The organism is Bordetella genomosp. 12, assembly GCF_002261355.1.
Lineage (GTDB): Bacteria > Pseudomonadota > Gammaproteobacteria > Burkholderiales > Burkholderiaceae_B > Bordetella.
The window spans coordinates 251,484-277,902 of sequence record NZ_NEVU01000001.1; the positions used below are offsets into that span (position 1 = coordinate 251,484).

The following is a 26,419-nucleotide window of genomic DNA, read 5'->3' on the forward strand; positions in this document are numbered from 1 at the left end:
AAAGAGGGGTTACTTGACTTCGGCGCCCATCCAGCGCGCCGGCGCTTTGGCAGCGGCGTCGGGGAAGACGGTCACCAGATCGGTGCCGCGCCATTGCACGAAGATGGGATAGGCGGTGGAGGTCAGGCCTTTGGCGTCAAAGGCGGTGCAGCCGCCGGGAATGCCGGCGGCAAAGCCGTCGCACTTCTTCAGGCTGGCCACGGCGTTGCGGATTTTCTCGGGATCGGTGGATTTGGCTTGCTGGATGGCCGCGATCATGTGCTGCAGCGCCGCGCCGTACATGATGGATTCGTGGGCCATGAACACGCCGTGCTTGGCCTTGTAGCGCGCGGCGATGTCCGGCGCTGCATCGTAGTTGGCCGGCGCGATCGAGAACACGTCTTCGGCATATTCGCCGAGGCCCTTCTGGAAGTCAGGCACGATGTAGCCGGCGGCGCCGCCGATGACGGGCAGGTTCACGCGCTGCTGCCGCATGGTGCGGATGATGAGCAGGCCGTCGTTGAAGTACGACACGGGGAAGACCACCTGGGCGTCGGAGCGGCGCAGTTTGTTGACCAGCGGCGCGACATCGGTGATGCCCAATGGGTAGCCATCATCGATCACGACCTCCACGCCGTCCTTGGCGGCGGCCTTGCGGATGCCTTCGGCCTGTGAGGTGCCGTAGGCGGTGTCTTCATAGAAGATCGCGATCTTCGACAGTTTCTGTCCGGCCTTGGCGGCGACGTCCTTGGCGTACTGGAATTGCTTCTCGCCAAAGGTGGTGGCTTTGGGAGCCACCTGGAAGATGTAGCGGTAGCCGCGATTGGTGATCTGGTCGGCGAAGGAGTGCGTGATCATGGGGATGCCGGCGCGCTCGGTGACTTCCGAAGCCGCCAGCGTGATGGAGCTCACGAATGAGCCCACGATGCCCACGACCTGGTTCTGGCTGACCAGGCGCTGCACGGCGGCGGCCGCGGCGTTGGGGGCCGGAACATCCGCGTAGACCAGCTTGACATCGAGATCGCCCAGCGCGGGCTTCATCTCTTCGAGCGCCTGTTCGATGCCGTTCTTGGCATTGATGCCGAACTGGGCATTGGGGCCGCTCAGGGGCAGCACGACGCCGATGTTCACGGTTTCCGCCGAGGCGGCGGCCGGACCGAGCAAGGCGGCGCTCAATAAAGTCACTGTTAACCAGCGAGCCATGTTCTTTCTCCTTGGACTGACATTTTTGTGTACCGCAGCAAGCGGTTGGAAAGCAGTCTAGGCAGCGTCAAAACCCACGTCAAATAAATTCGACAAGAATTCCGCCTTGCTGGCGTTTTCCCCTATTAATACCCTTGTAAAACAGGGCTTTACGGGATATATTGTTGTCGAAAATAATCGACAAAGGAGACGGCATGGAGATCGATGCGCAACTGCAGGCCTTGGGCTTGGACGAGAAGGAGCGCCGCTTTTATCTTGCAGCGCTGCAGCTGGGCTCGGCCTCGGTCACGGAGGTCGCCACCCGCGCCGGGGTGTCGCGCACCAACGGCTACGATCTGCTCGAACGCCTGGAGCGCCGCGGGCTGGTGGCGCAGGAGGGCGAGGCCGCCGGCGTGCGGCGCGTGCTACCGGCCGACCCGAGCGTGCTGATCCGGGATTGGGAGCGTAAGCGGCTCATGCTCGACGAACTCGTTCCCGAACTGCGCTCGCTGTATAACGGCTCGCCGCGCAAGCCGCGCACCCGCATGTACGAGGGGGCGGAGGGCATACATCGCGCGCTGTGGGAAACCCTGGAGTGCCGCAGCAAGTTGCTGCTGGGGGTGCTGTCCATGCATGAGTTGCTCGAAGAGCCCGGCGCGCAATGGATGGATGGCTTCATCGCCGAGCGCGTCAGGCGCGGCATACGCCTTAACGTGCTGCGCTCGCCGGCGCGCGAGACCGAAAGGATCTGGCCCACGAGCGGCGGCGAACTGCGCGAGCTGCGATACGTGCCGGCCGAACTCGATCTGGGCATGACGATGTACATCGCCGACGACAAGGTGACGTATGTGTCTTCCAAGGAGGAGAACTACGCCATGGTGATCGAAAGCCGCGAGCTGGCGTCTTTGAATCGTTCTTTTTTCTATTCGCTGTGGGCCGGGGCCGTCAAGTCCGGCGGGCATGCAGCGGCCTGACGGCCAGGGCGTGGTGCAGCGCGGCTTGTCTTTTGCCAACTGGCGCTAATATGCTTAGTGCAGCAGCCCGTCGGGCTGCGTTCTTTCGTCGCCGCTGTGCAAGGTCCTTGCCGCCATGACTACGCCTGTTTTTTCTCTCTCCATCTCTCCCATGTCCTGTCTGGCCAGACTGTCTGGCCGGTGACGCGCTGTGTCCGCACTCCGTCAAGGCGAAGACTTCTGGGACGCCGGCAACATGGGTTGCGGCGAACTCGTGCTCAAACTGCGCAAGCACCTCAAAAGCATGCCTGGCGGGCTGATGCGCGTGGTCGCGCATGATCCGGGCGCGATCCACGACATTCCGGCCTTCTGCCGCATGACCCGCAACTCCCTCGAGCACTACGATGCCGCGACGCACACCTTCTGGATACGCTCGCGGCTGGATTGGTAGCGTTGTTTATCCATTCTTACTTCAACACCCTGGAGGCTCAACATGGCTGGAAAATTCGTCGTCTCGCTGACCTGTTCCAAGAACGATACCGATAAGGCAACCGTGGCCTTCGTGGTGGCCAATGCCGCCGTCGCTTCCGACAAGCAAACCGTGGTGTTTCTCTCCATCGAGGGCACGCGGCTGTCTCAGCAAGGTTATGCGGATGAGATCCACGAGGCGGGCTTCGCCCCGCTCAAGGAACTGATGGACAACTTCGCGGCCGCGGGCGGCGAAATCTACGTGTGTTCGCCGTGCTTCAAGAAACGCGCGCTGGATGAGAACAAGCTGATTCCCGGCGCCAAGATCGTCGGCGGCGCCAAGCTGGTGGAATTCATGAGCGAGGGCGCGCCCAGCATCAGCTATTGATCCACCTTCGGGAGACGCTCATGTCAGTCCGTCGTTTGATGTGCACGGTATTCGTGTTGGCCGCCCTGGCGTATGTCGCGGTCAGCTATGCCGTTTTCGAGCTGCCTGCCACGGCCGCCGCCGCCGAGGAATGCGGCTTTTTGCCGGGCGAATTCGCCACGGGCGGCGGGCTGACTTATGAACGCACCCAGGCTTTCGGTATCAGCTTCGTGCGCAAGCAGGAGTACTTCACGGCCATCACCGTCGGCCTGGCGCTGGCCTTCATGGCCTTCGCCCTGAGCATCGGTCGCCGCGGCGGCGCCGCCTCGGCCGGCGTGGCCGCGGGCAGTGGCGCGCTGGCGGTCTCCGCGCTGTGCGTGAGCTGCCTGGCGCCGGCCCTGTCGGTCGTCGGATTGGGGATCGCAGGCGGTTTTCTCGCCGACGTACCGAAATGGCTGATCGCCTTGAACACGCTGCTGCTGACGGGCTGGGGCGTGCTGTTCCTGTCGCGGCGCGCCAACGCCTGTGCGCTGCCGCCGCGGGCGGCCCGGGTTTGAATTCCATCGAGTGCCACCTATGAAAATCCGCTACGCCGCCACAGTCGCGGCCTGTATGGTCGCGTTGCCGGCCTATGCGCTGGACGGTGCCAGCGTGCTGACGCCGGCTCGCCCGGATGTGCCGCTGGCCCATCCCATCGCCGCCGAACCCATTGCGCCGCCGCCGTTCTCGCTGATCGCCGAGCGGCCGGTCAAACCCGCTTACGTCACCGGCCTGCCTGGCTTGCCGCAGTACCGCATGGTCAGCGATGATTTTGGCCGCAAGATCGCTAAGTACGACGGTGTCTTCATCCGCCAGAGCCGCGTCGAACAGGGCGAAGTGGTCATTCCGCCGGGCGGCCTGTACTACCTGGAAGATACTTGGGGCGGCGAGGTGGCGCTGCGCGGCGAGCAAGTGCCCATGCTGGGCCGCATGGCCACCTTCGTCGACTACGACATGTCCATCGAGGTGCAGGAAAACGTCACCATTCCCGCGGGCGGCAGCGTGGTGGTGGGCGGGCAGGTGTACCAATACTATGCGACGGTTGGCCATGAGACCATGGCCAACCACGCGCTGCATGTGCGCACCATCGCGGGTACCGATTGGGAGTGGGCGTTCGGCAATCCCATCCTGTCGGCCAATGAGACCAACTGGTGGGGCACGCGATTCAACCAGCTCTACAACCAGGGCCAGGCGCGCGAGGTGTCGCCGCAGAAGATGGTGTTCGACTGGCTGAGCGGAGTGCGCACCGACCGCCTGCTGTATGCCGAGGACAAGATCCATGCGGGCCTGGCCGGCGCGGGCGAGCAATGGCAGATCGGCGCACGCACGCTGCGTGTGGCGGCGGTCGGCCATGACACCGTCACGCTCGAACTCCTCGAAGACGGCAAGGTCGTCAAGACGCGCACGTTGGGTCCGGTGCAACCGGCCAGGCTGATCGAAGATACGGCGGCGCGCAAGGCACTGGTCTTCGAGGATGGCGACATCGTGGTCTTTCTGTCGCCCTGGCCCAAGGCCTTCGAAGACGGCAAGGCCAACCTCAAGGTGTACGGCAAGGCATTCAGCCTGGCTTATGGCGCCGACTACGCACCTGACACGCGTTACGCCAGTTATCCGGTGGGCTGCCCGACCGGGCATCAGTTCGGCTTCATGCTGGTCAACAAGGAAACGATACGGCTTAAGCCGGGCGAGGCCTATACCGGACCGGAAGGGTATTTCAAGATCGCGGTCGACGGCATCGATAACGGCAAGGTGACCGGCTGGCATATCGAAGATCGCGACGGCGCGCGCTCCATCAATCTGGGCGGCCCGGACGTCGAGAACGTCGATCTGGTTCTGGGCCAGGGGCGTGTGGCCGGGCAGGCCATGTTGTTCGACGTGGGCCGAGCGATGCTGGCCCGCAGTTATGCCACCGCCCAGCGCGCCGATGCGGGCGCAGCGCCCGCGCCCGTCGCGGCCGCCCCGGTGGCGGCCGAGTCGCGGGCCGGCTGGTCGCCGTCGTTGATCATTGTCGTCGCCATCCTCGCGCTGGCCTGCCTGGGCGTGGGTTTCGAGTGGGGCCGGCGCCGCCGCTAGTTCGTACAGGAGTCCTGCCATGCAAGCCGTATCCCGGCATGAACACAGCCCCGATGTCAGTTTCGACGGCGGGGATCTGGATTGCGGCAACGGGTTGTTGCTGTTGATCCGCAAACACATCGATCCCCTGCCGCGCGGCGGCTTGCTGGAAATCCAGTCGCGCGAGATTTCGGTCGATGAGGATCTGCCCGCCTGGTGCCGCCTGACGGGCAATGAGTTGTTGTCCTGGACCTGTCACGGCGCGCAGCGCAGTTTTCTGGTCTGCAAGGGTGCGCTGGCCGAACGGCAAGCGCCGGGTCAGGCGCCGGTGGACGCGCGCGTCGAGGGCGCGCCGGCACGGCAGGCCGAGCGCCAGCGCAGGCCCGTTGCCGCCCTGCCGCCGCTGGCGGTCACGGGCATGGGCAGTTGGCCGCGCCCGCGCTGGATGATCGATGCCATGCACGCCCACGTGCAGGGGCGGCTGGCGGAGGCGGCGTTTCAAGAGACTGCGGACGACGCCGTGCGCCTGGCCATCGCCGCCCAGGAGAAGGCGGGCGTGGATATGGTCACCGATGGCGAGCAGCGCCGCGACAGCTACGCCAGCTTTGTGGCCTCGCGGCTGGATAACTGCCAGCTCATCCCCCTGACCGATCTGCTGCCCCTGGTGGACGACCCCGAGGCGTTTGCCGCCGAGCTGCGCGCGCTGGATATTCCGGCCGGCGACGTGCGGCATCCCGCCGTGTTTGGCCGGCTGGCCCGGTCACGGCCATTGGTCGCGCATGAAGTCGATTTCGCGCGCTCGATCACGGACAAACCGGTGAAAGTCGCCTTGCCCGGCCCCTATTTACTGACGCGCACCATGTGGATGGAGTGCATCTCCGACCGGGCTTATGACAACCGTGAGGCGCTGGCGGCCGATATCGTGCGGGTGTTGCGCGAAGAACTGGCCGAGGCCTTGGATGCCGGTGCGACATTGGTGCAGTTGGACGAGCCGGTGCTCTCCGAGGTGGTGTTTGCCGGCGCGAAGAACAAGCGCAGCTTCATGTGCGGCGCGCTGTCCGAATCGCTGGCGCCGGCCGATGAGCTGGCGTTTGCCCGCGATCTGCTCAATGCGGTGCTGGACGGCATGCCGCAGGAGCGCACGGCCTTGCATGTCTGCCGGGGGAACTGGACGCCCGATGAAAGCGTGGCGCTGTCGGGCGATTATGCGCCGCTGCTGCCTACGCTGGCACAGGTGCGGGTCGGCGCCTATCTGCTGGAGATGTGCACGCCGCGCGCCGGCGACGTGGCCATGCTCGGGGCCCTGCCGGATCACGCCCGCATCGGCATCGGGGTCGTGAATCAGAAAGACCCGGCCATCGAAGCCGAGGCGGAGGTCGCTTCGCGCATCGAACGCGGCATCCAGCTGTTTGGGCGCGACCGCTTGCTGCTGCATCCCGATTGCGGGTTCGCGACCTTTGCCGATAACCCCATCTGTTCGGCGGGTATCGCCCAGCAGAAGCTGGCGGTGATCGCCCGCGCCGCCAGCCGCTTTAAGCGGTAAAGGGTGGCGGAAGGCGCGCAAGGCTATGATGGCGCACCTCGCACAGGAATCACCATGAAAAAGTACGACCTCGAAAAGAACAAGGCTTTGAAGCTGGCAGGCCAGTTGCGCCAGGCCGGCACGCCCGGCCGCTTCGGCGCCGACCCCCTGCCGGATCGGCGTGAGCAGCGCAAGCGCGACCAGGCCGCCGGCCTGGTGCCCTTTGCGCTCAAGCTGCCGCAGGCGCAGGCCGAGCGCGTGCGCGCTCTGGCTCAGGAGCGTGGCGTGTCGACCAACGAGCTGGTCGCCGAGCTGCTGCAACAAGCCCTGGACGCCTGATCCGCATGCAGATCTGGGTCGATGCCGATGCCTGCCCGGTGGTCATCAAAGACATTCTTTATCGGGCCGCCACGCGCTGGCAGCTGCCGATGACGCTGGTGGCCAACCAGATGCTGCGCACGCCGCCGTCGCCCTGGATCCGCGCCGTGCAGGTCCCGCGCGGGTTCGATGTGGCCGATGCGCATATCACGCAGCATGCCGTGGCCGGCGACCTGGTCATCACCGCCGATATCCCGCTGGCTGCCGATGTGCTGGCCAAAGGGGTCATGGCGATCAACCCGCGGGGGGAGCGCTACTCGCCGGAAACCATCCGCGAGCGCCTGACCATGCGCGACATGATGGAAGAGCTGCGCTCGGCAGGCGTGGAAACCGGAGGGCCGGCCGCGTTCAGCCAGGCCGACCGCAAGGCGTTCGTCAATCAACTGGACGCGCTGCTGGCGCGGCACGCGCGCTCCGGCAGCGCAAATAACAAACCCTCCGTGTGACCGGAGGGTTTGTGGTGAGCGCAGGCCTTGCGGCTTGCGCTCGTGTTGCCTGCTACAGGATCAGAAGCTGTGGCGCAGGCCTACGCCCACGGCCGTGCTCTTCAGATCGTCGACGAAGGCATAGTTCTTCGCGTACGAGGCATAGGCATACAGATCCGTGCGCTTGGACAGATCATAGGTATAGCCCAGGCTGAAGACATTCATCTTCTCGTCGCCGCCGGTCAGGCGGTCGTTGGACGGATCGACCATTTGCCAGGAGCCGAACAGGCTGCCTGCCCCGCCGACCGGCATCGTGGCGCCGACCATGTACGAGTTGGCCTTGAAGCCGTCTTCGAAACGGTAGCTGCCGAACTCATTGCTGTAGGGCGTGCCGCTGGGCAGATCCTGGCCGACGAACCAACCGTCGGTGGTGCGGCCGTAAGCGGCGGCCAGCTTGACGACTTCGAAGTCGTAGGTCACGCCCACGGCGTACTGGCGCGGCGTGGCGCCGTTGTCGATGGAGGAGCGGCTGGCGCCGTTGAGCTGGTCGTAGGTCAGCGTGACGTTCAGGGGGCCTTGCAGGTAGCGCAGGCCGGCGGTGATGCCGCGCGTATTGTCGGCGGTGCGGAAGCCCGATTGATCGTCGTTGTTGCTGTCGACGTTGAAGGAATACCCCACGCCGAGTTCAAAGCCGTTGAACGACGGGGTCTTGTACATCACCATGTTGTCCCAGCGCATGGTGTTGGCGGCGCTGAAACCGGCGCCGATGTTCGCTTGGGTGTAGCTGGTGTAGAAGGGGTCGATGTCGGCCAGGTAATTGGAGCCGACCGTCGCCTGGCGGCCGAATTCCAGCGAGCCCCAGGCGTTGCTGGCCAGCCCGATGGTGGCCTGGCGCCCGAACATGCGGTCGTCCTGGGCGCGGCTGCCGTTGCCGGAGTCAAAGCCGCTTTCGAGCTTGAAGGTCGCGCGCAGTCCGTCTCCCAGATCCTCGGTGCCGCGCAAACCCCAGCGCGAGCCTTCCTGGATGCCGTTGATCATGCCGGCGCGGCTGCCGTCGAAGCCCGGGCCCTTGATCTTGTTGTAGCCAATGCCGGTGTCGATGACACCGTAGAGAGTGACTGACGTGTCTGCCTGTGCAATGCCGGCCAGTGACAGGCCCAGCGCCGTTGCGAGCAACGTCTTTTTCATCCGAGAAATCTCCGTGCAGGGGTTGAGACATGCGCCGCTTTGTCCGGCGCAAAAAAGAAGGGAACTGCGGATGACGCGGTTCCCTTGTGCCGAGTGTAGGCCAAAACGAAGCTATTTCGGTCAATTGTGCTCAATATGCATCTATTTAGAAACATTAGGTTGCTAAAGTAAAGAATCGTCTCGACCCCGTTTGTGCGGGCGGCGCACCCTGGCCGGCGGCGGTGCTCGCTCCGCGTTGCGCGTTATCGGGGCAGCGGCGGCGCATCCGGCCCGCACTGGTGTAGCCTTGGCCCTCCCATCAAGGAGAGGTTATGGCCAGCAGCGCCCCCCAGCATTCCCCCGCGCCCTACGGCGGCGCGAGCCCAGTCCGCAAAGTCACGCCACGGCGTCTGCAGGAGATGCGCGAGGCCGGTGAAAAAATCGTCATGCTGACGGCCTACGACGCCGTATTCGCGGGGCTGGCGGGGCAGGCCGGGGTGGACGTGGTGCTCGTCGGCGATTCGCTGGGCATGGTCTGCCAGGGGGGCGACAGCACGGTGCCGGTCACGATGGACGACATGGTCTATCACACGCAAGGCGTGGCGCGTGGCCTGGCGGCGGCGGATGCGGCCTCCCTGCTCTTGTCGGATCTGCCCTTCGGCAGTTATCACGGCGGGCAGGATGAAGCCATGCGCAATGCCGTACGCCTGATGCAGGCCGGCGCGCACATGGTCAAACTGGAAGGCGGCGGCTGGACGGCGCCGCTGGTGCGTTTTCTGGTCGAGCGCGGGGTGCCGGTATGCGCGCATCTGGGGCTGACGCCGCAGACGGTGCACGCATTGAGCGGCTACCGCGTCCAGGGCCGCGACGACGCGGGCGCCGCGCTACTGGAGCGCCACGCGCGTGAGTTGGCCGATGCGGGCGCGACGCTGCTGGTGCTCGAAATGGTGCCGGCCGCGCTGTCGTCGCGCATTACCCAGGCCTTGCCGGCCTGCCACACCATCGGCATCGGCGCCGGCCGCGGCACGGCCGGCCAGGTGCTGGTGATGCATGACATGCTGGGCGCCAGCCTGGGCAAAACGCCGCGCTTCGTGAAGAACTTCCTGGCCGGCAGCGGCGGGGTGCGCGAGGCCTTCGCGGCCTATGCCCAGGCCGTGCGGCAGGGCAGCTTCCCGGACGACGCCCTGCACGCCTGGTAACCGGTCAGCCGAATTGGCGCCGGGCATCCAGCGCCAGCCCGGCGCCGATGCTGCCGAACAGATCGCCTTCGACGCTGCGAGCCTGCGGCACCAGCGCCGAGACGCGCTCGCGCAGACAGGGCACGCGGCTCGAGCCGCCCGTGAAAAACAGGGTGTCCACCGTGGTTACCCCGGCGTCGGCCAGCAGACGGGCGACGGTGGTCTCGACACGGTCGATCAGGCCGTTCATCGAGACGTCGAAGGCGGGCCGGTCGATGTCGGCGGCCAGGCCCGGCGCAATGCGCGCCAGGTCGATGTGCGTGGCCGACGCTTCGGACAGGGCGATCTTGGCCTCCTCGACCTGGATGGCGACCCAATGCCCCTCGCGATTCTTGATCAGCGTCATCAGGTGGTCGATCTTGGCGCGATCGACCGCCTGGGCCTGGATGAAGGCAAAGGTTTCGGCAGCCTTGCGGGTATAGGCCTGATTGATCGTATGCCAGCATGCCAGGTTGGCGTATTGCGTCGAGGGGACATCCTTGCCGGTTTTCAGTTGTCCGCCCAGCCCGAACAAGGGCATGACATGCGCCAGGCTCAACTGCTTGTCGAAGTCGGTGCCGCCAATATGGACCCCGCCATGCGACAGGATGTCGTCGCGCCGGTCGGCGCGCCCGGCGCGGTCGGGTCCCAGGCGGATGAGCGAGAAGTCGGAGGTGCCCCCGCCGATATCGATGACCAGCACCAGTTCCTCGCGCGAAATCTGCGACTCGTAGTCGAAGGCGGCGGCCAGGGGCTCATACTGAAACGCGATATCGCGCAGACCCACCGCGCGGGCGATCTCCGCCAGGGTGTCCTGGGCGAGCTGGTCCGCCTTGGGATCGTCGTCGACGAAAAAGACCGGGCGGCCGAGCACGGCGGCTTCAAAGCTGCGGCCGGCCGTGCGTTCGGCGCGGGCCTTCAGTTCAGCGATAAAGCGCGTGAGCAAAACCTTGAAGGGCACGGCGCGGCCGGCCACCTCGGTATGGCCTTCCATGAGGGAGCTGCCCAGCAGGCTCTTCATGGAGCGCATCAGGCGGCCATCGTAGCCGGCCACATAGTCGGCGATCGCGGCACGGCCATAGCTGACCTCATCATCCTCATCGTGAAAGAAGATGGCCGAGGGCAAGGTGGCTTTGCCGTCTTCCAGCGCGAGCAGGGCGTGCTGTCCGGGGCGCATCCATCCGACGGTGGAGTTGGAGGTGCCGAAATCGATTCCGCAGGCAGTCATGGCAAACCAGGAAAAAAGCGGGCTAGTGTAGCCCAGGCCGACCTGGCCTAGGGTATGCCGGAATGGAGCCCGGGCGCGGACGGTCGCATAATCGCGACAGTATCGCGTCCCTATATTGCATCAATGACACCGCCGCCCGCCCTGGCCGACGCCATCGTCGGCGATCATCCCTCCATTGTGGCCTTGCGCGACCTGGTCTTGCGCGTGGCGCGCAGCCGCGCCAGCTCCGTGCTGATTTACGGCGAAACCGGCACCGGCAAAGGGCTGGTCGCCCGCGCGCTGCACGAGCATTCGGCGCGCGCCGACAAGGGCTTTACCGAGATCAACTGCGCGGCCATTCCGGGCAACCTGCTGGAGTCGGAGCTGTTCGGCCATGAGCGCGGCGCCTTCACGGGGGCGGTCGCGCGCAAGGAGGGCCTGCTGGAAATCGCGCATGGCGGCAGCGTGTTTCTCGACGAGGTGCGCGAGCTCGAGCCCATGATGCAGGCCAAGATCCTCACCTTGCTCGACAGCCGGCGCTTTCGCCGCATCGGCGCGGTGCACGAGCTGAGCACCGACGTGCGCTTTATCGCGGCGACCAACAAGATCCTGTTGGGTGAGGTGGCCGAGGGCAGGTTTCGCGATGATCTCTACTATCGTCTGCAGGTCGTATCGATCAACCTGCCGCCGCTGCGCGAACGCGGCGACGATGTCTTCGTGCTGGCCGATCGTTTCCTGGCGCGCTACAACGCGCTGCACGCCAGCGGCTTTCGCCACATCGACACCGACGTGCAGGATATTTTCCGGCGCTATGGCTGGCCGGGCAATGTGCGGGAGTTGGGCAACCTGCTTGAACGCATCTGCATCCTGGAAAGCGGCGACACCATCGGCATGGGCCACCTGCCGGCGCGCATTGTGCGCGAGGCCACCGCGGCGCCGCAAACGGGCGGTTATGCCGTGCGCACCGCGCAGTTTCAGCGCCGCATGATCGAGGCGGCCTTGGCGGCGGCGGGCGGCAGCGTGGCCGCGGCCGCGCAGTCCTTGGGCTTGACTCGCCATGCCCTGCGGCACCAGATGGCCCGGCTGGCGTTGGAAAAAACACCGGCCTGACGGCCGGGCCGGCAGGCCCGGCGCGCAAGCTTCATTCGACGCTGATGTGGTGGCTGAGCGCGACATCACGCCACAGCGCATAGTCGCGGGCCACGCGCGCGCCGAAGTCGGCGCTGCTGATGGCGGCCGGCACCGTGCCGTCCATGTCGAGCAATGCGGTGGTTTCGGGCGCCTTGGCCACCTGGTTGATCGCCTGGTTGTAGCGTTCGATCAGCGCTGGCGGCGTGCCCGCCGGCGCGAAGACGCCGACCCAGATGTCCACGCTGTAGCCCGGCAGCAAGGCGGCGGCCGGTTCGAGCTTGGGGAATGCCGGATGCGCCTGGCGCGCCGTGGTCGCCACCAGCTTGATCTTGCCGGCCTGAACCAGCGGCGCCAGCGAGCTGTAGTTGGCCAGCATGATGTCTATCTGTCCGCCGGCCATGTCGGAGGCGGCATTGGCCGCGCCCTTGTAGGGCACATGGGTCATGGAGACGTGGGCGGCGTCATCCATCATCACCGTGGCCAGATGGGCCAGCGATCCGATGCCGGCCGTGCCGTAGTTGAGCACATCGGGACTGGGGCGGGCGGCGTCCAGAACCTGGCTCAGGCGTGTGTAGGGTTTGGTGCCGGTCACGCCGATGACCAGCGGGCCCTCGCCCACCATGGCCACCGGCGCGAAGCTCTTGACCGGGTCATAGGGCATGCGCGGCTGGGTGGCGGCCGAGGTGAGAAACGTGGAGGAGGTCAACAGGAGCGTCGCGCCATCCTTGGCCGATTTGGCCACATAATCCGAGCCGATGACGCCGGCCGCGCCCACCCGGTTCTCGACGATGACGATGGTCTTTAACTGTTCGGCCAATTGCGGGGCGATGGCACGCGCGATGGCGTCATTGCTGGCGCCGGCGCTAAAGGGCACGACGATTTTGATCTGCTTGGGCACGGATGCCGGAGCTTGCTGGGCCTGTGCGCCGGCGGTCAGTGCGCACAGCGCCACCGCCTGAAGAATGTGCTTCATTGTTTTCCCCATGATGTGGCAGGCCCGCCATCGGGCGGGCCCTGTTTGTGGTTTAGCGTTGCACAGGCAGATCCAGAAGCGGCGCGTACTGCTGGGCGCCGAAGATGTCGCCATCGCCGGCCGAGCCGCTGGGCGTGAGGCGATAGAGGGTGAACTTGATCGCCAGGCCGGGATCGTAAGCCACAAAGTCAGAGATGCGTGTCTCCGGGATGCGATACAGGGTGGCCACGCTTTGCCGCGTGAGGGCGCCCGAGCGCTTGACGGATTCGTAAGTGTCGCGGTCGCGGAAGATGATGTCGAAGGTGATCTTGTTCACGCCAGCATTCTTGCTGCGTATGGTCTTGGCGAGTTCGCTCAGTTTCTGCAGGGACATGGCGGGTCTTCTCAGGCCTGGATGAGGTGGGTTTGGATCAATTCGAAGATGTCTTCCACCGGAATGGTGTGATTCAGTGTCCAGCGGTAGGCAGCGCTGGCGCGCACGACCTCATCGAGCGGAAAGGACACCGAGCCGGCCGTGCCTTTGACGTCGGGCAGGCGGGCATAGAACATCTGGCGCAGGCCCGTGAGCGTCAACTCCTCGGCCATCTCGGCCGTGGGCGCCACCCCTTGGACCATGATGCACAGCTCGTGCGCGGGGCGGTCGCGCAGCGGCTCCAGCTCGCCCATCACCCCGTCGCGGCCATAGACCTTGTAATGCAGCTCATAGCCGCTGTCGCCAAAGCGCTCGCGCACCTTGTCGCGCGCCCAGGCGATGACGCGATCGATATTGGCGATGGTGTAGGGGTCGCGCACGCCGCACAGGCCGATGTAGCGCTCCCCCACTTTGCCCGAGCCTTCCAGCTTGACGGACAGGTGCTCGGAGGGGATGAAGCGTGAGCCGGTGATGCGGGTGGTGCGCTCATCGAGTTGTTCGTAGTGGCATTCGCGCATGTCCAGTTTGCCGCCGGCGAAGAACTCTTCATAAGGATTGGAGCGCTCATACATGGCGTGGCCCGCGACCGAGGCGATGGTGCATCGTTGATCGGGATGCATGGCCGTGACCCGGACGTCCTCATGGCTGATTTCGCCCATCACCGTTTCCTTGCCGCCATAGGGCTCGGCGCAGAACGAGGCGCATTCGAGCACCTTGCCCAGGTAGTAGGCCTGGTCGGCAGGAAATCCGTGATGCAATGCGGCCGCCGCGAAGAGGGCCGCATCCGAGCTGCGCCCGCCGATGATGACGTCGGCGCCGGCCTGCAGCAGCTTCAGGTAGGGCTGGGTGCCGGCCACGGCGACGATGCGTTGGGTCGCATCCAGTTCGGCCTCGGTCAGGTCGGCATAGCCGTCCAGGCCCGCGACGGTCACGCCGGCGCGGAGCTTGCGCCGCACGAATTCGGGGTCGACTTCGGAGTAGAAATAACCGATCTTGAAAGGAGCCAGGCCATGTTCCTGTGCCAGCTCGCGGATGATGCGGACAAAGCGGTCCACCCGGCTGTTGGAGCCGGTGTCGCCGGCCGAGCCGATGATCAGGGGCACTTGCTGGGCGCGCGCGGCCAGCAGCATCTGCTCCAGATCATGGCGTTGCCAGGCTTCGGGGCTGGTCGAGGTGTCTGAACCCAGGGGCACCGGGCCGACGTCGTCGCTGCCGGAATCGGCGGCGATGTAGTCAGGCTGGGCGCGCACGCCCGCCTGAAAACTCTCGGTACGCAGGGGGGCGAAGCCCAGGTGCCCGTTGGGACAAATGATTTTTAGAGAGCGCATCTTCTGACTCGGTCGAGAGCGGCCACGCAGGGCCGGATGCCTGGTTTATTGCAAACGCCGTGCCAGTCTCGATGTTTTGAAAATCGTCAGAAAAAACAGAGGGTTGTGAAAAACCCATGGCCGGGGGTGCTGGGGTTTTGCGTGAAAGGCGCGCAGCCTGCGTGAATACCGCGCACCGGGCAGGCCGCGCCTGGCGGCCAAGGCGTCAGGCGGCGATGGCCCAGCGGCCCTTGCCGCTGCTTTTGGCCTGATAGAGCGCGCGGTCGGCGGCCTTGAGGATGTCGGGCATCTCCTGGCCATGCTCGGGGATGAGCGCGATGCCCAGGCTGCTGGAGATGGTCACCATGCTGCTTTCGCCGATATCGTAGGGCTTGCTGACCTCGGTGATGAGCCGCGCGCCGATGTCGCCCGGTTCGAAGTGGCGGTCGATGCGCAGCAGCAAGACGAACTCGTCGCCGCCGATGCGCGCAATGGCCGTGCCGCCCGGGGCGAGCATGCACAAGCGTTGCGCCACCTCGCGCAGCAAGCGGTCGCCGCTGGCATGGCCGAGGGTGTCGTTGACCGCCTTGAAGCCATCCAGGTCCAGGTAGAGCAAGGCGTATTGCTGGTGCCGCTCGCGCACCAGGGCGGTGGCTTCTTCGAGCGCCAGGCTCAGGCCCAGCCGGTTGAGCACGCCCGTCAGGAAGTCGCGCCGCGCGCGCTCTTCGTTCTCGCGCTCGGCCCGCATGGTGGTCACGAGCATCGCGTTAAGCTTGTAGGCCGCCACGGTCATGCTGGCGATATACATCGGCAACTGCCAGGCGAACAGCCAGAGCTGCCAGGCAGAGTTGAAGATCGGCACCGTGATGCACGGCCCCAGGGCCAGCACGACCATCACGGCGGTCAGGCGCGGCGCGCCGAAATTGCGAAAGCAAATGCCGCCGACCATGGCGGCGGCCGACAGGCAGGTCATCGTAATGGCGATCCAGTCGCCGCTGAGCGCGCTGATGGTCACGCCATAGCCCACGCTGGCGGCCCAGGCCACCGCCAACAGCAAATAGATATCGGTGTGTGTTGAGCCGCCTCGGCGCACGTTGCGGCGCGCCGACACCAGCACGATGCCGCGCGTGACGCAGATGAAAACCTCCAGCGCGATCCAGCCGTAGAAAATCGGCGTGTCCACCCGCCAGGCCAGCACGGCGGCAATCAGGACACTATTGAGAACGCCGCCGATGAAAATCGGCAGGGTGCCGAACAGACCGCCGATCATGGCGCCACGAATTTCCGGCGGAACGTTGCGTCCGGGATCGGCGAGCCACTTGGTCAGGCGCCAGGTGGGGGCGGAATAGATGCTGCGGGTTGGAAGCATGCTCGGTATTCGTGACTGGCGAGCTAGTGGTATAGCCTGCCGTGATGACCGTCGCAAGACCATTCGGGGTGAAGAGCGGGCGTGAGCGCGAAATTTGTGGTTTAGAGCTGCCAGCCCAGCAGGCAGCATTGGCGCTCGCCCTGCAGCACCGGGCCCGCGCCCAGACGCAATACGGTGGTGTAGTGGCCCTGGCGCCCCTGGACGGGCCGCGGGCCGGTGGCGCAGATGGCGACGCTGCCCTGCTCGAGCGGCAGCACCGCCGGGCGTGACTGCATGCGGGGGCGCTGTTCGACCGCGATCGTCTGCCCGCCGGTGAAGTCCCGCCCAGGCGCGTCCAGCAGGATCAGCAATTGCAGGGGGAAGCGGTCCGGCGCATGGTGGGTGCTCAGCGGCAAGGCCTGCCCGGCCGTGAGCCTGTGCGCTTGCACAACGGCTTGCGCGGCGCGGGCGGCGCCGCCGGCCGGCCCAAGATGACTGAGCCAGCGGTGCGCGATCGGTTCGAGCTGATCACGCAGCGTGGCGGCCCAGCGCGGGACCTGCCCGGCGCGCAGGCCCAGCAGGGCCTGGCCGTCCAGCGGGCGGTCCAGCAGCACCCACCCCTGCTCGTCCAGCGGCTCATCCCATTGCGGCATGGTTCAGGCGGCCTGCGCGCGTTCGCGGCGCAGCAGCTCGCGCTTGCGCGCCACGCCCCAGCGGTAGCCCGACAGCGCGCCGTCGTTGCGCACCACGCGGTGGCAAGGAATGGCCACCGCCAGGGCGTTGGCCGCGCAGGCCTGGGCCACGGCGCGTACGGCCTTGGGCTGGCCGATACGGCGCGCGATTTCGCTGTATGAGGCCGTCTGCCCTGGGGCGATCTGGGTCAAGGCATGCCAGACCCGTTCCTGGAAGGCCGTGCCGCGCACGTCCAGCGGCAGGTCCACGGCGGCGCCGGGGCGCTCCACCATGCCCACCACGGTGGCCATCAGGCTTTCGTAACCGGGGTCGCCGCCGATCAGCTCGGCCTTCGGGAAACGATCCTGCAAGGACTGCAGCAAAGGCTCGGGGTCATCGCCCAGCAGGATGGCGCAGACGCCGCGCTCGCTTTGCGCCACCAGAATGGCGCCCAGAGAGCATTGGCCGATGGCGAAATAGAGCCGCGCGTTGGCCCCGCCCTCGCGATAAGCACTCGGTGTCATGCCCAGCATGTTATCGGCGCTGGCGTAAAAGCGGCTGTTGGAGTTGAATCCGGCGGCGTAGAGGGCAGCGGTGACGCGTTCGCCGCTGGCCAGTTCCTGGCGCACCCGCTGCGCGCGATGCGCCTGGGCGTAGGCGCGCGGAGTCAGGCCGGTGGCGGCCTTGAACACGCGATGAAAATGGTAGCTGCTCACCCCGAGTTCCGCGGCCAGTTCGCGCAAGGAGGGCAGCGTGTCGGGGGTTTCCAGGCGGCGGCAGGCCAGGGCCACCCAGGCAGCATGGGCCTGGCTGGCCCTGGCCTGGGTCAGGCTGGGCCGGTAGCCGGCGGCCTCGGCCAGCCTGGCGCAGGCGAAGAACTCGACATTTTCCGGCCGCGGCAGGCGTGCCGGGTGGCCGGGATGATGGTAGATACCGGTGGTTTTGACGCCGTAGACAAAGTCGGCATGCGGGTCGCGCGCGATCACGGCGGCCCAGCGGGGATCGGTGATGGTCAGGCGCTTGTTCATGGCGGGCTCGGGAAGAATCATCATGGGGCCACTGTAGGCCGGCGCCGGATCGGGCGCACTCCGCTGCTTGCGGTCGAATTCGGACGCCCTGGCGCTTCACTTTACCTGGTGGCCGGCCTGGCGCAGGGTCAGGTTGATGCGTTGGCGTCCCACCAGGGGATGCCGTCCATCGGCCAGCGGCAGCACCCCGTGAAAGCGCAGGCGGTCCGCGCCGCCCCAGACGGCGATGTCGCCGTGCTGCAACAGCACGCGGGCCGTGCGGTCGTCGCGCCGCAGGCCGCCAAACAGAAATACCGCCGGCAAGCCCAGCGATACCGACACGATGGGGGCCGTGAAATCCTGTTCGTTGCTGTCCTGGTGCAAGCTCATGCGTGCGCCCGGCGCATAGTGGTTGATGAGGCAGGCATCGGGGCGGAATCCGTCGAAACCCGCCCGCGCGGCGGCGTCAGCCGCCAGGCGCGAAAACAGCGCGGGCAGCGGCGGCCAGGCCTGCCCGTTCTGCGGATCATCAGGTCGATAGCGATAGCCCTGCCGGTCTGTGGTCCACCCCAGCGCGCCGCAATTGGTGATGGCCGCCGACATGGTGAAGCCGCCCGGCGTGATCATCTGCCGCGGCGGCGCGCCGGCCTCGATGTCGGCCAGCGCCTGCAGGATGGCCTCGGCCCAGGGCAGCGCCAGCCCGCGCAGGACACAGGCATGCGGCCCCAGGGCGATGCGGTGGTCGTCGGCGAACAGATCGGCCTGCATGTCAGGCGGCGTCGTGAAAGATGATGCCCAGGGTGTGGCGCTCGCCCGCGCGCACCGCCGCCACGCCGTGGCGCAGGGTGCGCCGATGCCAGCCTCGTGGGCCGGCGGCCGGCCGGTGATGGACGGCGAAGATCAGGGCATCTCCCTGCTGCAGCGGCAATACCTCGGCTTGCGCGGGCTGGCCGGCGCGCTGTTCAGTCATGACGAATTCTCCTCCCGTGAAATCCTGGCCCGGGGCGGACAGCAGCACGGCGCATTGCAGGGGAAAGACCTGCTCGCCATACACGTCCTGGTGCAGGCAGTTGTAGTCGCCCTTACGGTAGCGCAGGATCAGCGGCGTGGGGCGCGTCTGGCCGGCCAGATGACAGCGGGCCAGGTAGTCGGCGTGGTGATCCGGGTAGTCGGCCATCAAGCCCAGCCGCTGGCCCCAGGTCCGCGCAATGGGCGCCAGGCGGGCGTAGAGCGCCGTGCGCCACAGGGCCAGGGCCGGGGGCAGCGGATACGCAAAGTACCGGTACTCGCCCCGGCCAAAGCCGTGGCGGGCCATGACGATGCGGCTGCGGTAGCGGCCGGTGTCGTCGTCATAGGCCTGCGCCAGCTGCCGGCACTCGGCCGGCCGCAGCAATGCGGGCAGCACGGCCCGCCCCGCCGCGTCCAGCGACAGGCGCAGGGCGTGCCAGTCTTGGGTGTCCAGGCGTTGTTCGATGCGGCGGGCGTAATCAGCGGTCACGGCAGGCAGGAGGTGCAGGGTGTGCCGGGCAGTCTGACGCAGCGGCGGCCGCGGCGCATCCGCTTTCTTGCGCTCGAATCGGGCGCGGGGGACGGATGCGGCCTTGCCGCAAGCGCCGGCAGGCGGGCATTTTTCAGTTGGAGGAAAATAACAGCATTGTCCCCGCATCGAGAATCCTGATGAGCGCCGTGTCCGTCACTATCGCGCAGACCGCCGACCCCGAGCTTGTCGAGGCCTTCGCCCGGCTGCTGCCCCAATTGTCGGCCAGCGCGGCGGCCTTGTCGTCCGCCACGCTCGCGCAGATCGTCGCGGCCCCGGGCAACGATGTTTTCGTCGCGCGGGCGGCGGGCCGCATTGTCGGCACCCTGACCCTGGTGCACTTTCGCATTCCCACCGGCATGCGGGCCTGGATCGAGGATGTGGTGGTCGATGGCCAGGCCCGCGGGCTGGGCGTGGGCCAAGCCCTGGTGCGGGCGGCGGTGGCGCGCAGCCGCGAGCTGGGCGCGCGCACGCTGGACCTGACCTCTCATCCCGGCCGGGCCGCGGCGCATGGTCTGTACGAGAAAGCCGGTTTCGCCGTGCGCGACACGCGGGTCTATCGGCACCAGGGCTAAGCCATGAAACGCGTGCTCGTCAGCGCCTGTCTGCTGGGGCAACCCGTCCGTTACGACGGGCGCCACGCCGCGCCCGACGGCCCCATTCTGGCGCGGTGGGCGGCCGAAGGCCGCATCGTGGCGCTGTGCCCCGAGGTGGCAGGCGGCCTGCCCATCCCGCGCGCGGCCGCCGAGATCGAACCGGGCGCAGATGGCCTGGCCGTCTGGCAAGGCGTGGCCCGCGTGCGCACCCGGGACGGCAGCGATGTCAGCCCCGCCTTTCTGGCAGGGGCCCGCCTGGCGCTGGCGCTGATGCAAGGCCACGATATCGCCGTGGCCGTGCTCAAAGAGGGCAGCCCCTCCTGCGGCAGCGCCTTCATCTACGACGGCCGCTTCCAGGGCCGGCGCATCGCCGGCAGCGGCGTGACGGCCGCCAGCCTGGCCCAAGCGGGCCTGCGGGTATTCAGCGAGCTCGAACTCGAGGCGGCCGACGCCGCACTGCGCGCGCTGGATTGACCCCTTTTTGGAGATGACAACCCGGGCACCGAGGGTATTCCCTATTTAGTTGCGAGCGCAACTAGAACGGCATATAGTTGCGCAAACAACCAAATAGACGGATGGAGACGAGCATGCCGCAAGGCGATCATGTTCCCGTTGTTATCGCCGGTGGCGGGCCGGTCGGCCTGATGATGGCGCTATTGCTGGCGCGCCAAGGGATTGCCTCGGTCACCGTGGAGGCGGATCCCTCCTATTGCGAAGGCAGCCGCGCGATCTGCATGTCACGCCGGTCGCTGGAGATACTGGCCTGGGCCGGCGTGGACAAGCCGGTGCTGGAAAAAGGCCTGGCCTGGAGCGGCGGGCGCAGCTATTACCGCGATCGCGAAGTCTTGCACTTCGAGATGCCGCATGAGCCCGCGCAGCGGTTCGCGCCCATGGTCAACATCCAGCAGTTCTATATCGAGGAGTATCTCGATCGCGCCTTGCGCCAGCACAGCGACCTGGCGCAGGTCATGTGGAGCAGCAAAGTCACCGGTGTGCAGCAGGACGAGCACGGCGCTTGCGTGTCGATCCAGACCGGCGGCCAGTGCCGCGAGCTGCGCGCCGATTGGGTGCTGGCCTGTGACGGCGGCCGCAGCACGGTGCGCGAGCTCAGCGGCTTGTCCTTGCAGGGCATGCAGTATGAAGGCCGTTACGTGATCGTCGATATCCGCCAGAAAAGCCAGCGGGCGACCGAAAGGCTGGCCTGGTTCGATCCGCCCTCCAATCCGGGATCCACCTTGCTCATGCATCGTCAGCCGGATGACGTATGGCGCATTGATTACCAGATCCGCGACGATGAAGACCCCGCCGAAGCCGTCAAGCCCGAGAACGTGCTGCCGCGTGTGCGCAGCCATCTCGAGATGATCGGCGAGAACGAGCCGTGGGAGCCGTTGTGGATTTCGATCTACAACGCGAAATGCCTGACGCTGGAAAACTACCATCATGGCCGAGTCCTGTTCGCCGGAGACGCGGCGCACCTGGTGCCCATCTTCGGCGTGCGCGGCTTGAACTCCGGCCTCGACGACGCAGCCAATCTGGCCTGGAAGCTGGCCGCCGTGGTGGCCGGCCGCGCGCCCCAGACCTTGCTCGACAGCTACAGCCAGGAACGCGTGGCCGCCGCGCGCATGAACATCGCCTACGGCGCCAAAAGCACCGAGTTCATGGCGCCGCCCAGCTATGGCTTCGACGTGTTGCGCCAGGCCACGCTGCGGCTTGCCCTGCATGAGCCGAGCGTGCGCTCGCTCATTAACCCGCGGCAATCCGAACCGGTGTACTACCGTGATAGCGCGTTGAACCTGCCCGATGGCGCCCCTGAGGCGGGCTGGCAGGCCGCGCCGGGCATGCCGGCGCCGGAATGTGAACTGCGCCAGGACGGCCGCAGCCGGCATCTGAGCGAATGGTTGGGTCAGCAATTCACCGTGCTGATGCTGGGGGATGACATGCCTGCGTTCGATGGCGGGCCGCACGTTCAGGTGTTGCGCATCGGCGCGCAGACGGCCCTGCGCGACACCGGACAATTGCGCCAGCGGTATGGCCATGCGCAGCTCTACCTGATCCGGCCCGACGGCTATGTGCTGGGGCGCTGGAATCAACCCGATATGCAAGCCCTGCGCCAGGCGCTGGCGTCGTTTGGAATTCAAGGCGAAACGCGATGACCCACCAGGAACTCGATCAGGTCTATACCGAATTGGCGCACAGCCTGACGCGCGCGGGGCAGGAGCGTGCACCGCTTTTGTTGTCCATGCTCTGCCTGGCGCTGCTGGGCCGGCAGGACGATGCCCGAACCGCGCTGGAGCTCATCCGGCAGGCCGAGACAGCGCTTTAGCCCGCGCATCTTTCATAAAGCAAGAAAACAATAAACCCGAGGAGACATCATGACGTTGCGATATACGGCGGCGCTTGCCGCCAGCCTGACCCTGACCGTGTTCGCCGGCGCCGCCCACGCGGCCGGCTACCCCGAGCGCCCCATCGAATGGGTCGTGCCCTATCCGGCCGGCGGCGGTTCGGACATCGTGGCCCGCACGCTGTCCGAACCCATGGCGCGCGAACTCAAACAGACCTTGATCATTTCCAATAAGCCCGGCGCGGCCACGGCCATCGGCGCGGACTATGCCGCGCGCGCCAAGGCTGACGGCTACGTGATGCTCACCGGGGACACGGCGACCCTGGCCGCCAACCCCTCGCTCTATCCCAAGCTGTCCTATCAACCGCAGCGTGACTTCGACGCCGTCGGCCTGATGACGCGATTCTCCATGATCCTGGTGGTCAACCCCTCGGTGCCGGTCAAGACCTATGACGAGTTCCTCGCCTGGGCCAAGACGCAGAAGGACGGCGTGCCCTACGCCACGCCCGGTTCGGGCAGCCCGCATCACCTGGCCACCGAGTTGCTGCGCGCGCGCACCGGGCTGAATCTGGTGCATGTGCCCTACCGGGGCGCGGCCCCGGCCGTACAGGATGTGGTGGGCGGCCAGGTGCCCATGATGTTTGTCGATTCCGCCACGGGGATGCAGTACATCGCCTCGGGCAAGCTGCGCCCCATTGCGGTGGCCAGCGACAAGCGTCCGGCCGGTTTCCCGCAGGTGCCCACGCTGATCGAGTCGGGTCTTAAGGATTTCCAGGCTTACGCATGGCAAGGGCTGGTGGTACCCAAAGGCACGCCGCCGGCCATCGTCCAGCAGTTGAATCAGGCTTTGCAGACCGCCCTGGCTCAGCCGGCCGTGCGGGAGCGCTTTGCCGCGATGGGCCTGGAGACCTTGCCGGGAACGCCGGACGCCATGGCCGCCTACGCGGCCGAGGAACAGGGCAAATGGGCCAAGGTGATCAAGGAGGCGGATATCCGGGTGGATTGAGGCTTGCCGGCTTGTGGCACACTCGCAGCTTCCCATCGAGGTATGCAGACCATGTCCAACGATAACGTCAACCCTGATGAGCTGCCCGCTCTGGACCGGTTCCTGACCTATCGCCTGCATGTGATCAACAAGATCAGCGATCGAGACAGTGCCCAGGCCTATGCCGACCAGTATCAATTGCCCATCGGCGAGGGGCGGTGCCTGGCGGCCATTGGCCGTTTTGCGCCGCTGTCGGTCAATGATCTGGCGCGGGCTGCCAATCTGAACAAGGGCCAGGCCAGCCGTTGCGCTCAGGCCCTGTGCGACGCCGGCCTCATCCGCAAGGCCGTCAGCCATGTCGATGGGCGCGGCGTCGTGCTCAGCCCCACGGCCAAGGGGCAGCGGCGCTATCGCCAGCTCATCGCCCTGATCGCCGCGCGCAACGACGAAGTCTTCGGCTGCCTCAACGCCCGCGAACAGGCCGAGTTCAGCCGCATGCTGGACAAAATCATCGCCCATCTGCGCCCCGACGAGGGCTGAGCCCGCCTCAGCGCATCAGCACCAGCAAGGCGCCGGCCTCGCGCGGATGCGGCAGCACTTCAGCCTCTACACCATAGACGTGATGCAGATTCGCCGGCGTCAGGACGTCGGCCGGGCGGCCTTCGGCCACCGTGGCGCCGTCGGCCAGCAGCAGGAGGCGGTCGCACCACTGGGCCGCCAGATTGACATCATGCGCGATGACCAGCACGCCGACACCCTGTTCGCGCGCCAGCTCGCGCGCGGTGCGCAACAGATCGATCTGATGCCGGGGGTCGAGGTTGGAGATGGGTTCATCGAGCATCAGATAACGCGCCGCGCCGTCGGGCGCGGCCTGGCATTGCGTGAGCACGCGGGCGAATTGCACGCGTTGTTGCTCGCCGCCGGACAGCTCCAGATAGCGCCGTTGCGCCAGGTGGCTCACGCCGGCCTGCCGCAGCGCGCGATCGCAGAGCTGATCGACCTGTTCCGTGCTCAGCTCGATAAACGGGTAGGCGCCCATGCCCACGACCTCGCGCACGCCCAGGTCGAACGACAGGGAGGGTTTTTGCGGCAGCACGGCGCGCAGCCGGGCCTGCTGCGTGGCCTTCAGGCGCAGCAAGGGCTGGCCGTTGAGGGTCACCTGGCCGCTGACCGGCGCCAGTTCGCCGGACAGGCTGGCCAGCAGCGTAGACTTGCCCGCGCCATTGGCGCCCAGCAAACCGAGCGTCAGGCCCGGGGTCAGCGTGAGCGAGACGTCGGTCAGGATGCGCTTGCCGCCGCGCTCCAGGGTGAGTTGATGAGCGTGCAGTGTCATCAGAAGCGGCGTCCGCGTGCCAAGAGCCAGAGAAAGAAAGGCCCGCCGACCAGCGCGGTCACCAGGCCGATGGGCAGTTCTGCGGGCACCACCACGATGCGCGCGAGCCAGTCGGCCAAGGCCAGCGCCACGGCGCCGGCCAGGATGCAGGCTGGCAGCAGCAGGCGATGATTGGCGCCCAGGCCCATGCGCACCAGGTGCGGCACCACCAGCCCGACAAAGCCGATGCCGCCGGTGGCGGCGACCAGCGGCCCGACCACCAGGGCGGTCACGAGGATGAGCTTGCGCCGCAGCCGCGACAAGGCAAAGCCCAGATGCTGGGCCTCACGCTCGCCCAGCAGCAAGGCGTTGAGCGCGCGCCACTGCCGCATCAGCCAGATACACCAGAAGAGGGTCCAGGGTGCCAGAAACGCCAGCACCGGCCAGCGCGCGCCGGCCAGGCTGCCCATGTTCCAGAAGGTGAGATCACGCAGTTGCGCGTCGCTGGCAATGAATGTGAGCAGCCCGATGACTGCCCCGCAGATCGCATTGATGGCGATCCCGGCCAGCAACAGGCCGGCCACGCCCTGCACGCGTTGGCCGAGGGCGTAAGCACAGGCGGTTGCGGCCAGACTGCCGGCAAAGGCCGCCGATGCGGTCAGAAAGAATCCGCCCGCGCCCAGAACGATGGCCGCCACCGCGCCCAGGGCGCCGCCGAGCGAAATCCCGACCAGGCCGGGCTCGGCCAGCGGATTACGAAACAGGGCCTGCATGGTGGCGCCGCAGATGGCCAGGGCCGCGCCCGTCACCAGGGCAAAGGCCACGCGGGGCAGCCGGATGTCCCAGATGATGTTCTGCCACAGCGCGTCCTCGGGGCCGGCGCGCCCGCCCAGCAGACGCGGCAGCGCCGACAGCGGAATGGACACCGCGCCGCTGGCCGTGGCCAGCAGCGTCACCACGATGAGCGCCAGACCCAGGCCGCCCAGTATCCAGCGTGCGCGGGCCGCGTCAGTGGCCGGCGGCATGTTGGATGCAAGGTTGCTGCTTGAGGAATCGGATGGCTTCACCCAGCCGCGGCCCGGTACCCAGCGCCAGCAGGTCGTCCATGGCGATGATGCACTGATTGCGCGCGGCCGGCGTGCTGGCCAGGCCGGGCTGCTGATACAGCTTGGGCAAGCCTCCCGAGGCCGCGGCCGATGCTTCGGTCACAATGATGACTTCGGGGGCGAGCGCGCCGATGCCTTCGGCGGACAGGGGCTTATAGCCCTGCTGCTTGGCCATGACGTTCTCCAGCCCGGCCATGCGCAGCACCATGTCGGCCGCCGTGCCGCCGCCGGCCGCCTGGGGCGTGCCGGTGCGGTTCAAGAGCAGCACCGCCCGCTTGCCCGAGGCGGGCAAGGCCTGGGCCGCCGTGAGATTTTCCCGGACCTGGGCGAGCAGGCGCTCGCCCTCGGGCCTGGCCTGCAACGCATCGGCCACCTGACCGATGCGTTTTTCCAGCGACTGTACGGACGGCTCGTCGGAGACGTGCACCACCTTGACGCCCACCTCGCTCAGGCGCTTGAGCGCCTCGGGCGGGCCAGACTGTTCGGAGGCCAGCACCAGGTCCGGTTTGAGCGCCAGTACGCCCTCGACCGGCACGCTGCGGTAATAGCCCACGCGCGGCAGCTGGGTGGCCGCTTGCGGGTACACGCTGGAGAGGTCATCGCCCACCAGCGTGTCGCCCTTGCCCAGCGCGTAGACGATTTCCGTCACGCTGCCGCCCAGCGTCACGACGCGGTCGGCGGCCTGCGCTGATAGCCCCAGGCAAGCTCCGAGTACGGCGCCCAACAGTCTTTTCAT

The 26,419-nt window shown here is 66.7% G+C and carries 30 protein-coding genes; 16 read left to right on the forward strand and 14 right to left on the reverse strand.

The features are described 5' to 3' along the window. Nucleotides 1-9: 9 nt before the first annotated feature. The gene (locus CAL22_RS01230; RefSeq protein ID WP_094809682.1) at nt 10-1,182 is read right to left on the reverse strand and encodes an ABC transporter substrate-binding protein; all 1,173 of its coding nucleotides are present in this window, start codon (nt 1,180-1,182) and stop codon (nt 10-12) included. 194 nt (nt 1,183-1,376) lie between these two features. On the opposite strand from CAL22_RS01230, the gene CAL22_RS01235 reads away from it, so the two are divergent. The 8 genes from CAL22_RS01235 (at nt 1,377) to CAL22_RS01265 (ending at nt 7,386) form a co-directional block, all read left to right on the forward strand. Beyond that, nucleotides 1,377-2,135, forward strand: a complete 759-nt coding sequence (locus tag CAL22_RS01235; RefSeq protein WP_094809683.1) for a TrmB family transcriptional regulator — start codon at nt 1,377-1,379, stop codon at nt 2,133-2,135. A gap of 190 nt (nt 2,136-2,325) precedes the next feature. After that, nucleotides 2,326-2,565, forward strand: a complete 240-nt coding sequence (locus CAL22_RS01240) for a sulfurtransferase TusA family protein (protein WP_208621838.1) — start codon at nt 2,326-2,328, stop codon at nt 2,563-2,565. A gap of 42 nt (nt 2,566-2,607) precedes the next feature. Further along, on the forward strand, nt 2,608-2,970 hold the full coding sequence (locus CAL22_RS01245) for a DsrE family protein (RefSeq protein ID WP_094809685.1): 363 nt from the start codon (nt 2,608-2,610) through the stop codon (nt 2,968-2,970). A gap of 20 nt (nt 2,971-2,990) precedes the next feature. Next, the gene (locus CAL22_RS21190; RefSeq protein ID WP_208621839.1) at nt 2,991-3,506 is read left to right on the forward strand and encodes a hypothetical protein; all 516 of its coding nucleotides are present in this window, start codon (nt 2,991-2,993) and stop codon (nt 3,504-3,506) included. Between the two features lie 19 nt (nt 3,507-3,525). Next, nucleotides 3,526-5,061, forward strand: coding sequence for a hypothetical protein (locus CAL22_RS01250; protein ID WP_208621840.1), 1,536 nt, complete (start codon nt 3,526-3,528; stop codon nt 5,059-5,061). Nucleotides 5,062-5,080: 19 nt separating this feature from the next. Continuing rightward, on the forward strand, nt 5,081-6,583 hold the full coding sequence (locus CAL22_RS01255) for a 5-methyltetrahydropteroyltriglutamate--homocysteine methyltransferase (RefSeq protein ID WP_094809686.1): 1,503 nt from the start codon (nt 5,081-5,083) through the stop codon (nt 6,581-6,583). A 54-nt stretch (nt 6,584-6,637) separates the two neighbouring features. Next, a complete protein-coding gene (locus CAL22_RS01260) occupies nt 6,638-6,901 on the forward strand; it encodes a ribbon-helix-helix protein, CopG family (protein ID WP_094809687.1) in 264 nt (87 codons plus the stop codon). A gap of 5 nt (nt 6,902-6,906) precedes the next feature. Continuing rightward, nucleotides 6,907-7,386, forward strand: a complete 480-nt coding sequence (locus CAL22_RS01265; protein WP_094809688.1) for a YaiI/YqxD family protein — start codon at nt 6,907-6,909, stop codon at nt 7,384-7,386. A 60-nt stretch (nt 7,387-7,446) separates the two neighbouring features. On the opposite strand, the gene CAL22_RS01270 is transcribed toward CAL22_RS01265, so the two are convergent. Further along, the gene (locus CAL22_RS01270) at nt 7,447-8,553 is read right to left on the reverse strand and encodes a porin (RefSeq protein ID WP_094809689.1); all 1,107 of its coding nucleotides are present in this window, start codon (nt 8,551-8,553) and stop codon (nt 7,447-7,449) included. Between the two features lie 311 nt (nt 8,554-8,864). Here CAL22_RS01270 and panB point away from each other — a divergent pair, with 311 nt between their 5' ends. Beyond that, nucleotides 8,865-9,731 (forward strand): 3-methyl-2-oxobutanoate hydroxymethyltransferase, encoded by an 867-nt coding sequence (panB, locus tag CAL22_RS01275; protein ID WP_094809690.1) that lies wholly within the window; start codon nt 8,865-8,867, stop codon nt 9,729-9,731. Nucleotides 9,732-9,735: 4 nt separating this feature from the next. Here panB and CAL22_RS01280 read toward each other — a convergent pair whose 3' ends face one another. Then, entirely contained in the window at nt 9,736-10,977 is a 1,242-nt protein-coding gene (locus tag CAL22_RS01280; RefSeq protein WP_094809691.1) for an Hsp70 family protein, read from the reverse strand. Nucleotides 10,978-11,100: 123 nt separating this feature from the next. Here CAL22_RS01280 and CAL22_RS01285 point away from each other — a divergent pair, with 123 nt between their 5' ends. Next, nucleotides 11,101-12,066 carry a sigma 54-interacting transcriptional regulator gene (locus tag CAL22_RS01285; protein WP_094809692.1) on the forward strand — a complete coding sequence of 322 codons (966 nt, stop codon included), beginning with the start codon at nt 11,101-11,103 and terminating at the stop codon, nt 12,064-12,066. A gap of 31 nt (nt 12,067-12,097) precedes the next feature. On the opposite strand, the gene CAL22_RS01290 is transcribed toward CAL22_RS01285, so the two are convergent. The 8 genes from CAL22_RS01290 to CAL22_RS01325 all read right to left on the reverse strand — a co-directional run bounded on the left by CAL22_RS01290 (nt 12,098) and on the right by CAL22_RS01325 (nt 19,304). After that, on the reverse strand, nt 12,098-13,060 hold the full coding sequence (locus CAL22_RS01290; protein ID WP_094809693.1) for a tripartite tricarboxylate transporter substrate-binding protein: 963 nt from the start codon (nt 13,058-13,060) through the stop codon (nt 12,098-12,100). A 52-nt stretch (nt 13,061-13,112) separates the two neighbouring features. After that, nucleotides 13,113-13,433, reverse strand: coding sequence for a DUF4387 domain-containing protein (locus tag CAL22_RS01295; protein ID WP_094809694.1), 321 nt, complete (start codon nt 13,431-13,433; stop codon nt 13,113-13,115). 11 nt (nt 13,434-13,444) lie between these two features. Then, entirely contained in the window at nt 13,445-14,800 is a 1,356-nt protein-coding gene (locus CAL22_RS01300) for an acyclic terpene utilization AtuA family protein (RefSeq protein WP_094809695.1), read from the reverse strand. Between the two features lie 205 nt (nt 14,801-15,005). Continuing rightward, a complete protein-coding gene (locus CAL22_RS01305) occupies nt 15,006-16,148 on the reverse strand; it encodes a GGDEF domain-containing protein (RefSeq protein ID WP_208621841.1) in 1,143 nt (380 codons plus the stop codon). Nucleotides 16,149-16,249: 101 nt separating this feature from the next. Continuing rightward, nucleotides 16,250-16,780 (reverse strand): 2OG-Fe(II) oxygenase, encoded by a 531-nt coding sequence (locus CAL22_RS01310; protein WP_094809696.1) that lies wholly within the window; start codon nt 16,778-16,780, stop codon nt 16,250-16,252. A gap of 3 nt (nt 16,781-16,783) precedes the next feature. Next, nucleotides 16,784-17,848 carry a bifunctional DNA-binding transcriptional regulator/O6-methylguanine-DNA methyltransferase Ada gene (ada, locus tag CAL22_RS01315; RefSeq protein ID WP_244193791.1) on the reverse strand — a complete coding sequence of 355 codons (1,065 nt, stop codon included), beginning with the start codon at nt 17,846-17,848 and terminating at the stop codon, nt 16,784-16,786. A 75-nt stretch (nt 17,849-17,923) separates the two neighbouring features. Continuing rightward, nucleotides 17,924-18,574: a DNA oxidative demethylase AlkB gene (alkB, locus tag CAL22_RS01320; protein ID WP_094809697.1), complete on the reverse strand. Its 651-nt coding sequence runs from the start codon at nt 18,572-18,574 to the stop codon at nt 17,924-17,926. A 1-nt stretch (nt 18,575) separates the two neighbouring features. Beyond that, nucleotides 18,576-19,304, reverse strand: coding sequence for a 2OG-Fe(II) oxygenase (locus tag CAL22_RS01325; protein WP_094811026.1), 729 nt, complete (start codon nt 19,302-19,304; stop codon nt 18,576-18,578). Nucleotides 19,305-19,483: 179 nt separating this feature from the next. Here CAL22_RS01325 and CAL22_RS01330 point away from each other — a divergent pair, with 179 nt between their 5' ends. The 6 genes from CAL22_RS01330 to CAL22_RS01350 all read left to right on the forward strand — a co-directional run bounded on the left by CAL22_RS01330 (nt 19,484) and on the right by CAL22_RS01350 (nt 23,805). Then, nucleotides 19,484-19,918: a GNAT family N-acetyltransferase gene (locus tag CAL22_RS01330; protein WP_208621843.1), complete on the forward strand. Its 435-nt coding sequence runs from the start codon at nt 19,484-19,486 to the stop codon at nt 19,916-19,918. Nucleotides 19,919-19,921: 3 nt separating this feature from the next. Then, the gene (locus CAL22_RS01335) at nt 19,922-20,413 is read left to right on the forward strand and encodes a DUF523 domain-containing protein (protein ID WP_094809698.1); all 492 of its coding nucleotides are present in this window, start codon (nt 19,922-19,924) and stop codon (nt 20,411-20,413) included. A gap of 101 nt (nt 20,414-20,514) precedes the next feature. Further along, complete coding sequence (locus CAL22_RS01340; RefSeq protein WP_279628482.1) at nt 20,515-22,092, forward strand: FAD-dependent oxidoreductase; 1,578 nt, start codon at nt 20,515-20,517, stop codon at nt 22,090-22,092. Continuing rightward, on the forward strand, nt 22,089-22,262 hold the full coding sequence (locus CAL22_RS21080; protein ID WP_167383528.1) for a hypothetical protein: 174 nt from the start codon (nt 22,089-22,091) through the stop codon (nt 22,260-22,262). Before CAL22_RS01340 ends, CAL22_RS21080 begins: the two co-directional genes overlap by 4 nt. 49 nt (nt 22,263-22,311) lie before the next feature. Then, nucleotides 22,312-23,286 carry a Bug family tripartite tricarboxylate transporter substrate binding protein gene (locus tag CAL22_RS01345; protein WP_094809700.1) on the forward strand — a complete coding sequence of 325 codons (975 nt, stop codon included), beginning with the start codon at nt 22,312-22,314 and terminating at the stop codon, nt 23,284-23,286. Nucleotides 23,287-23,337: 51 nt separating this feature from the next. Further along, nucleotides 23,338-23,805 carry a MarR family winged helix-turn-helix transcriptional regulator gene (locus tag CAL22_RS01350; protein WP_094811030.1) on the forward strand — a complete coding sequence of 156 codons (468 nt, stop codon included), beginning with the start codon at nt 23,338-23,340 and terminating at the stop codon, nt 23,803-23,805. A gap of 7 nt (nt 23,806-23,812) precedes the next feature. On the opposite strand, the gene CAL22_RS01355 is transcribed toward CAL22_RS01350, so the two are convergent. From CAL22_RS01355 to CAL22_RS01365, 3 genes are read right to left on the reverse strand one after another with little or no spacing between them, the layout of a single operon-like run. Next, nucleotides 23,813-24,598, reverse strand: a complete 786-nt coding sequence (locus tag CAL22_RS01355; protein ID WP_094809701.1) for a heme ABC transporter ATP-binding protein — start codon at nt 24,596-24,598, stop codon at nt 23,813-23,815. Further along, nucleotides 24,598-25,602, reverse strand: a complete 1,005-nt coding sequence (locus CAL22_RS01360) for a FecCD family ABC transporter permease (protein WP_094809702.1) — start codon at nt 25,600-25,602, stop codon at nt 24,598-24,600. The genes CAL22_RS01355 and CAL22_RS01360 overlap by 1 nt, the downstream gene beginning before the upstream one ends. Then, nucleotides 25,586-26,419, reverse strand: coding sequence for a heme/hemin ABC transporter substrate-binding protein (locus tag CAL22_RS01365; RefSeq protein ID WP_094809703.1), 834 nt, complete (start codon nt 26,417-26,419; stop codon nt 25,586-25,588). The genes CAL22_RS01360 and CAL22_RS01365 overlap by 17 nt, the downstream gene beginning before the upstream one ends.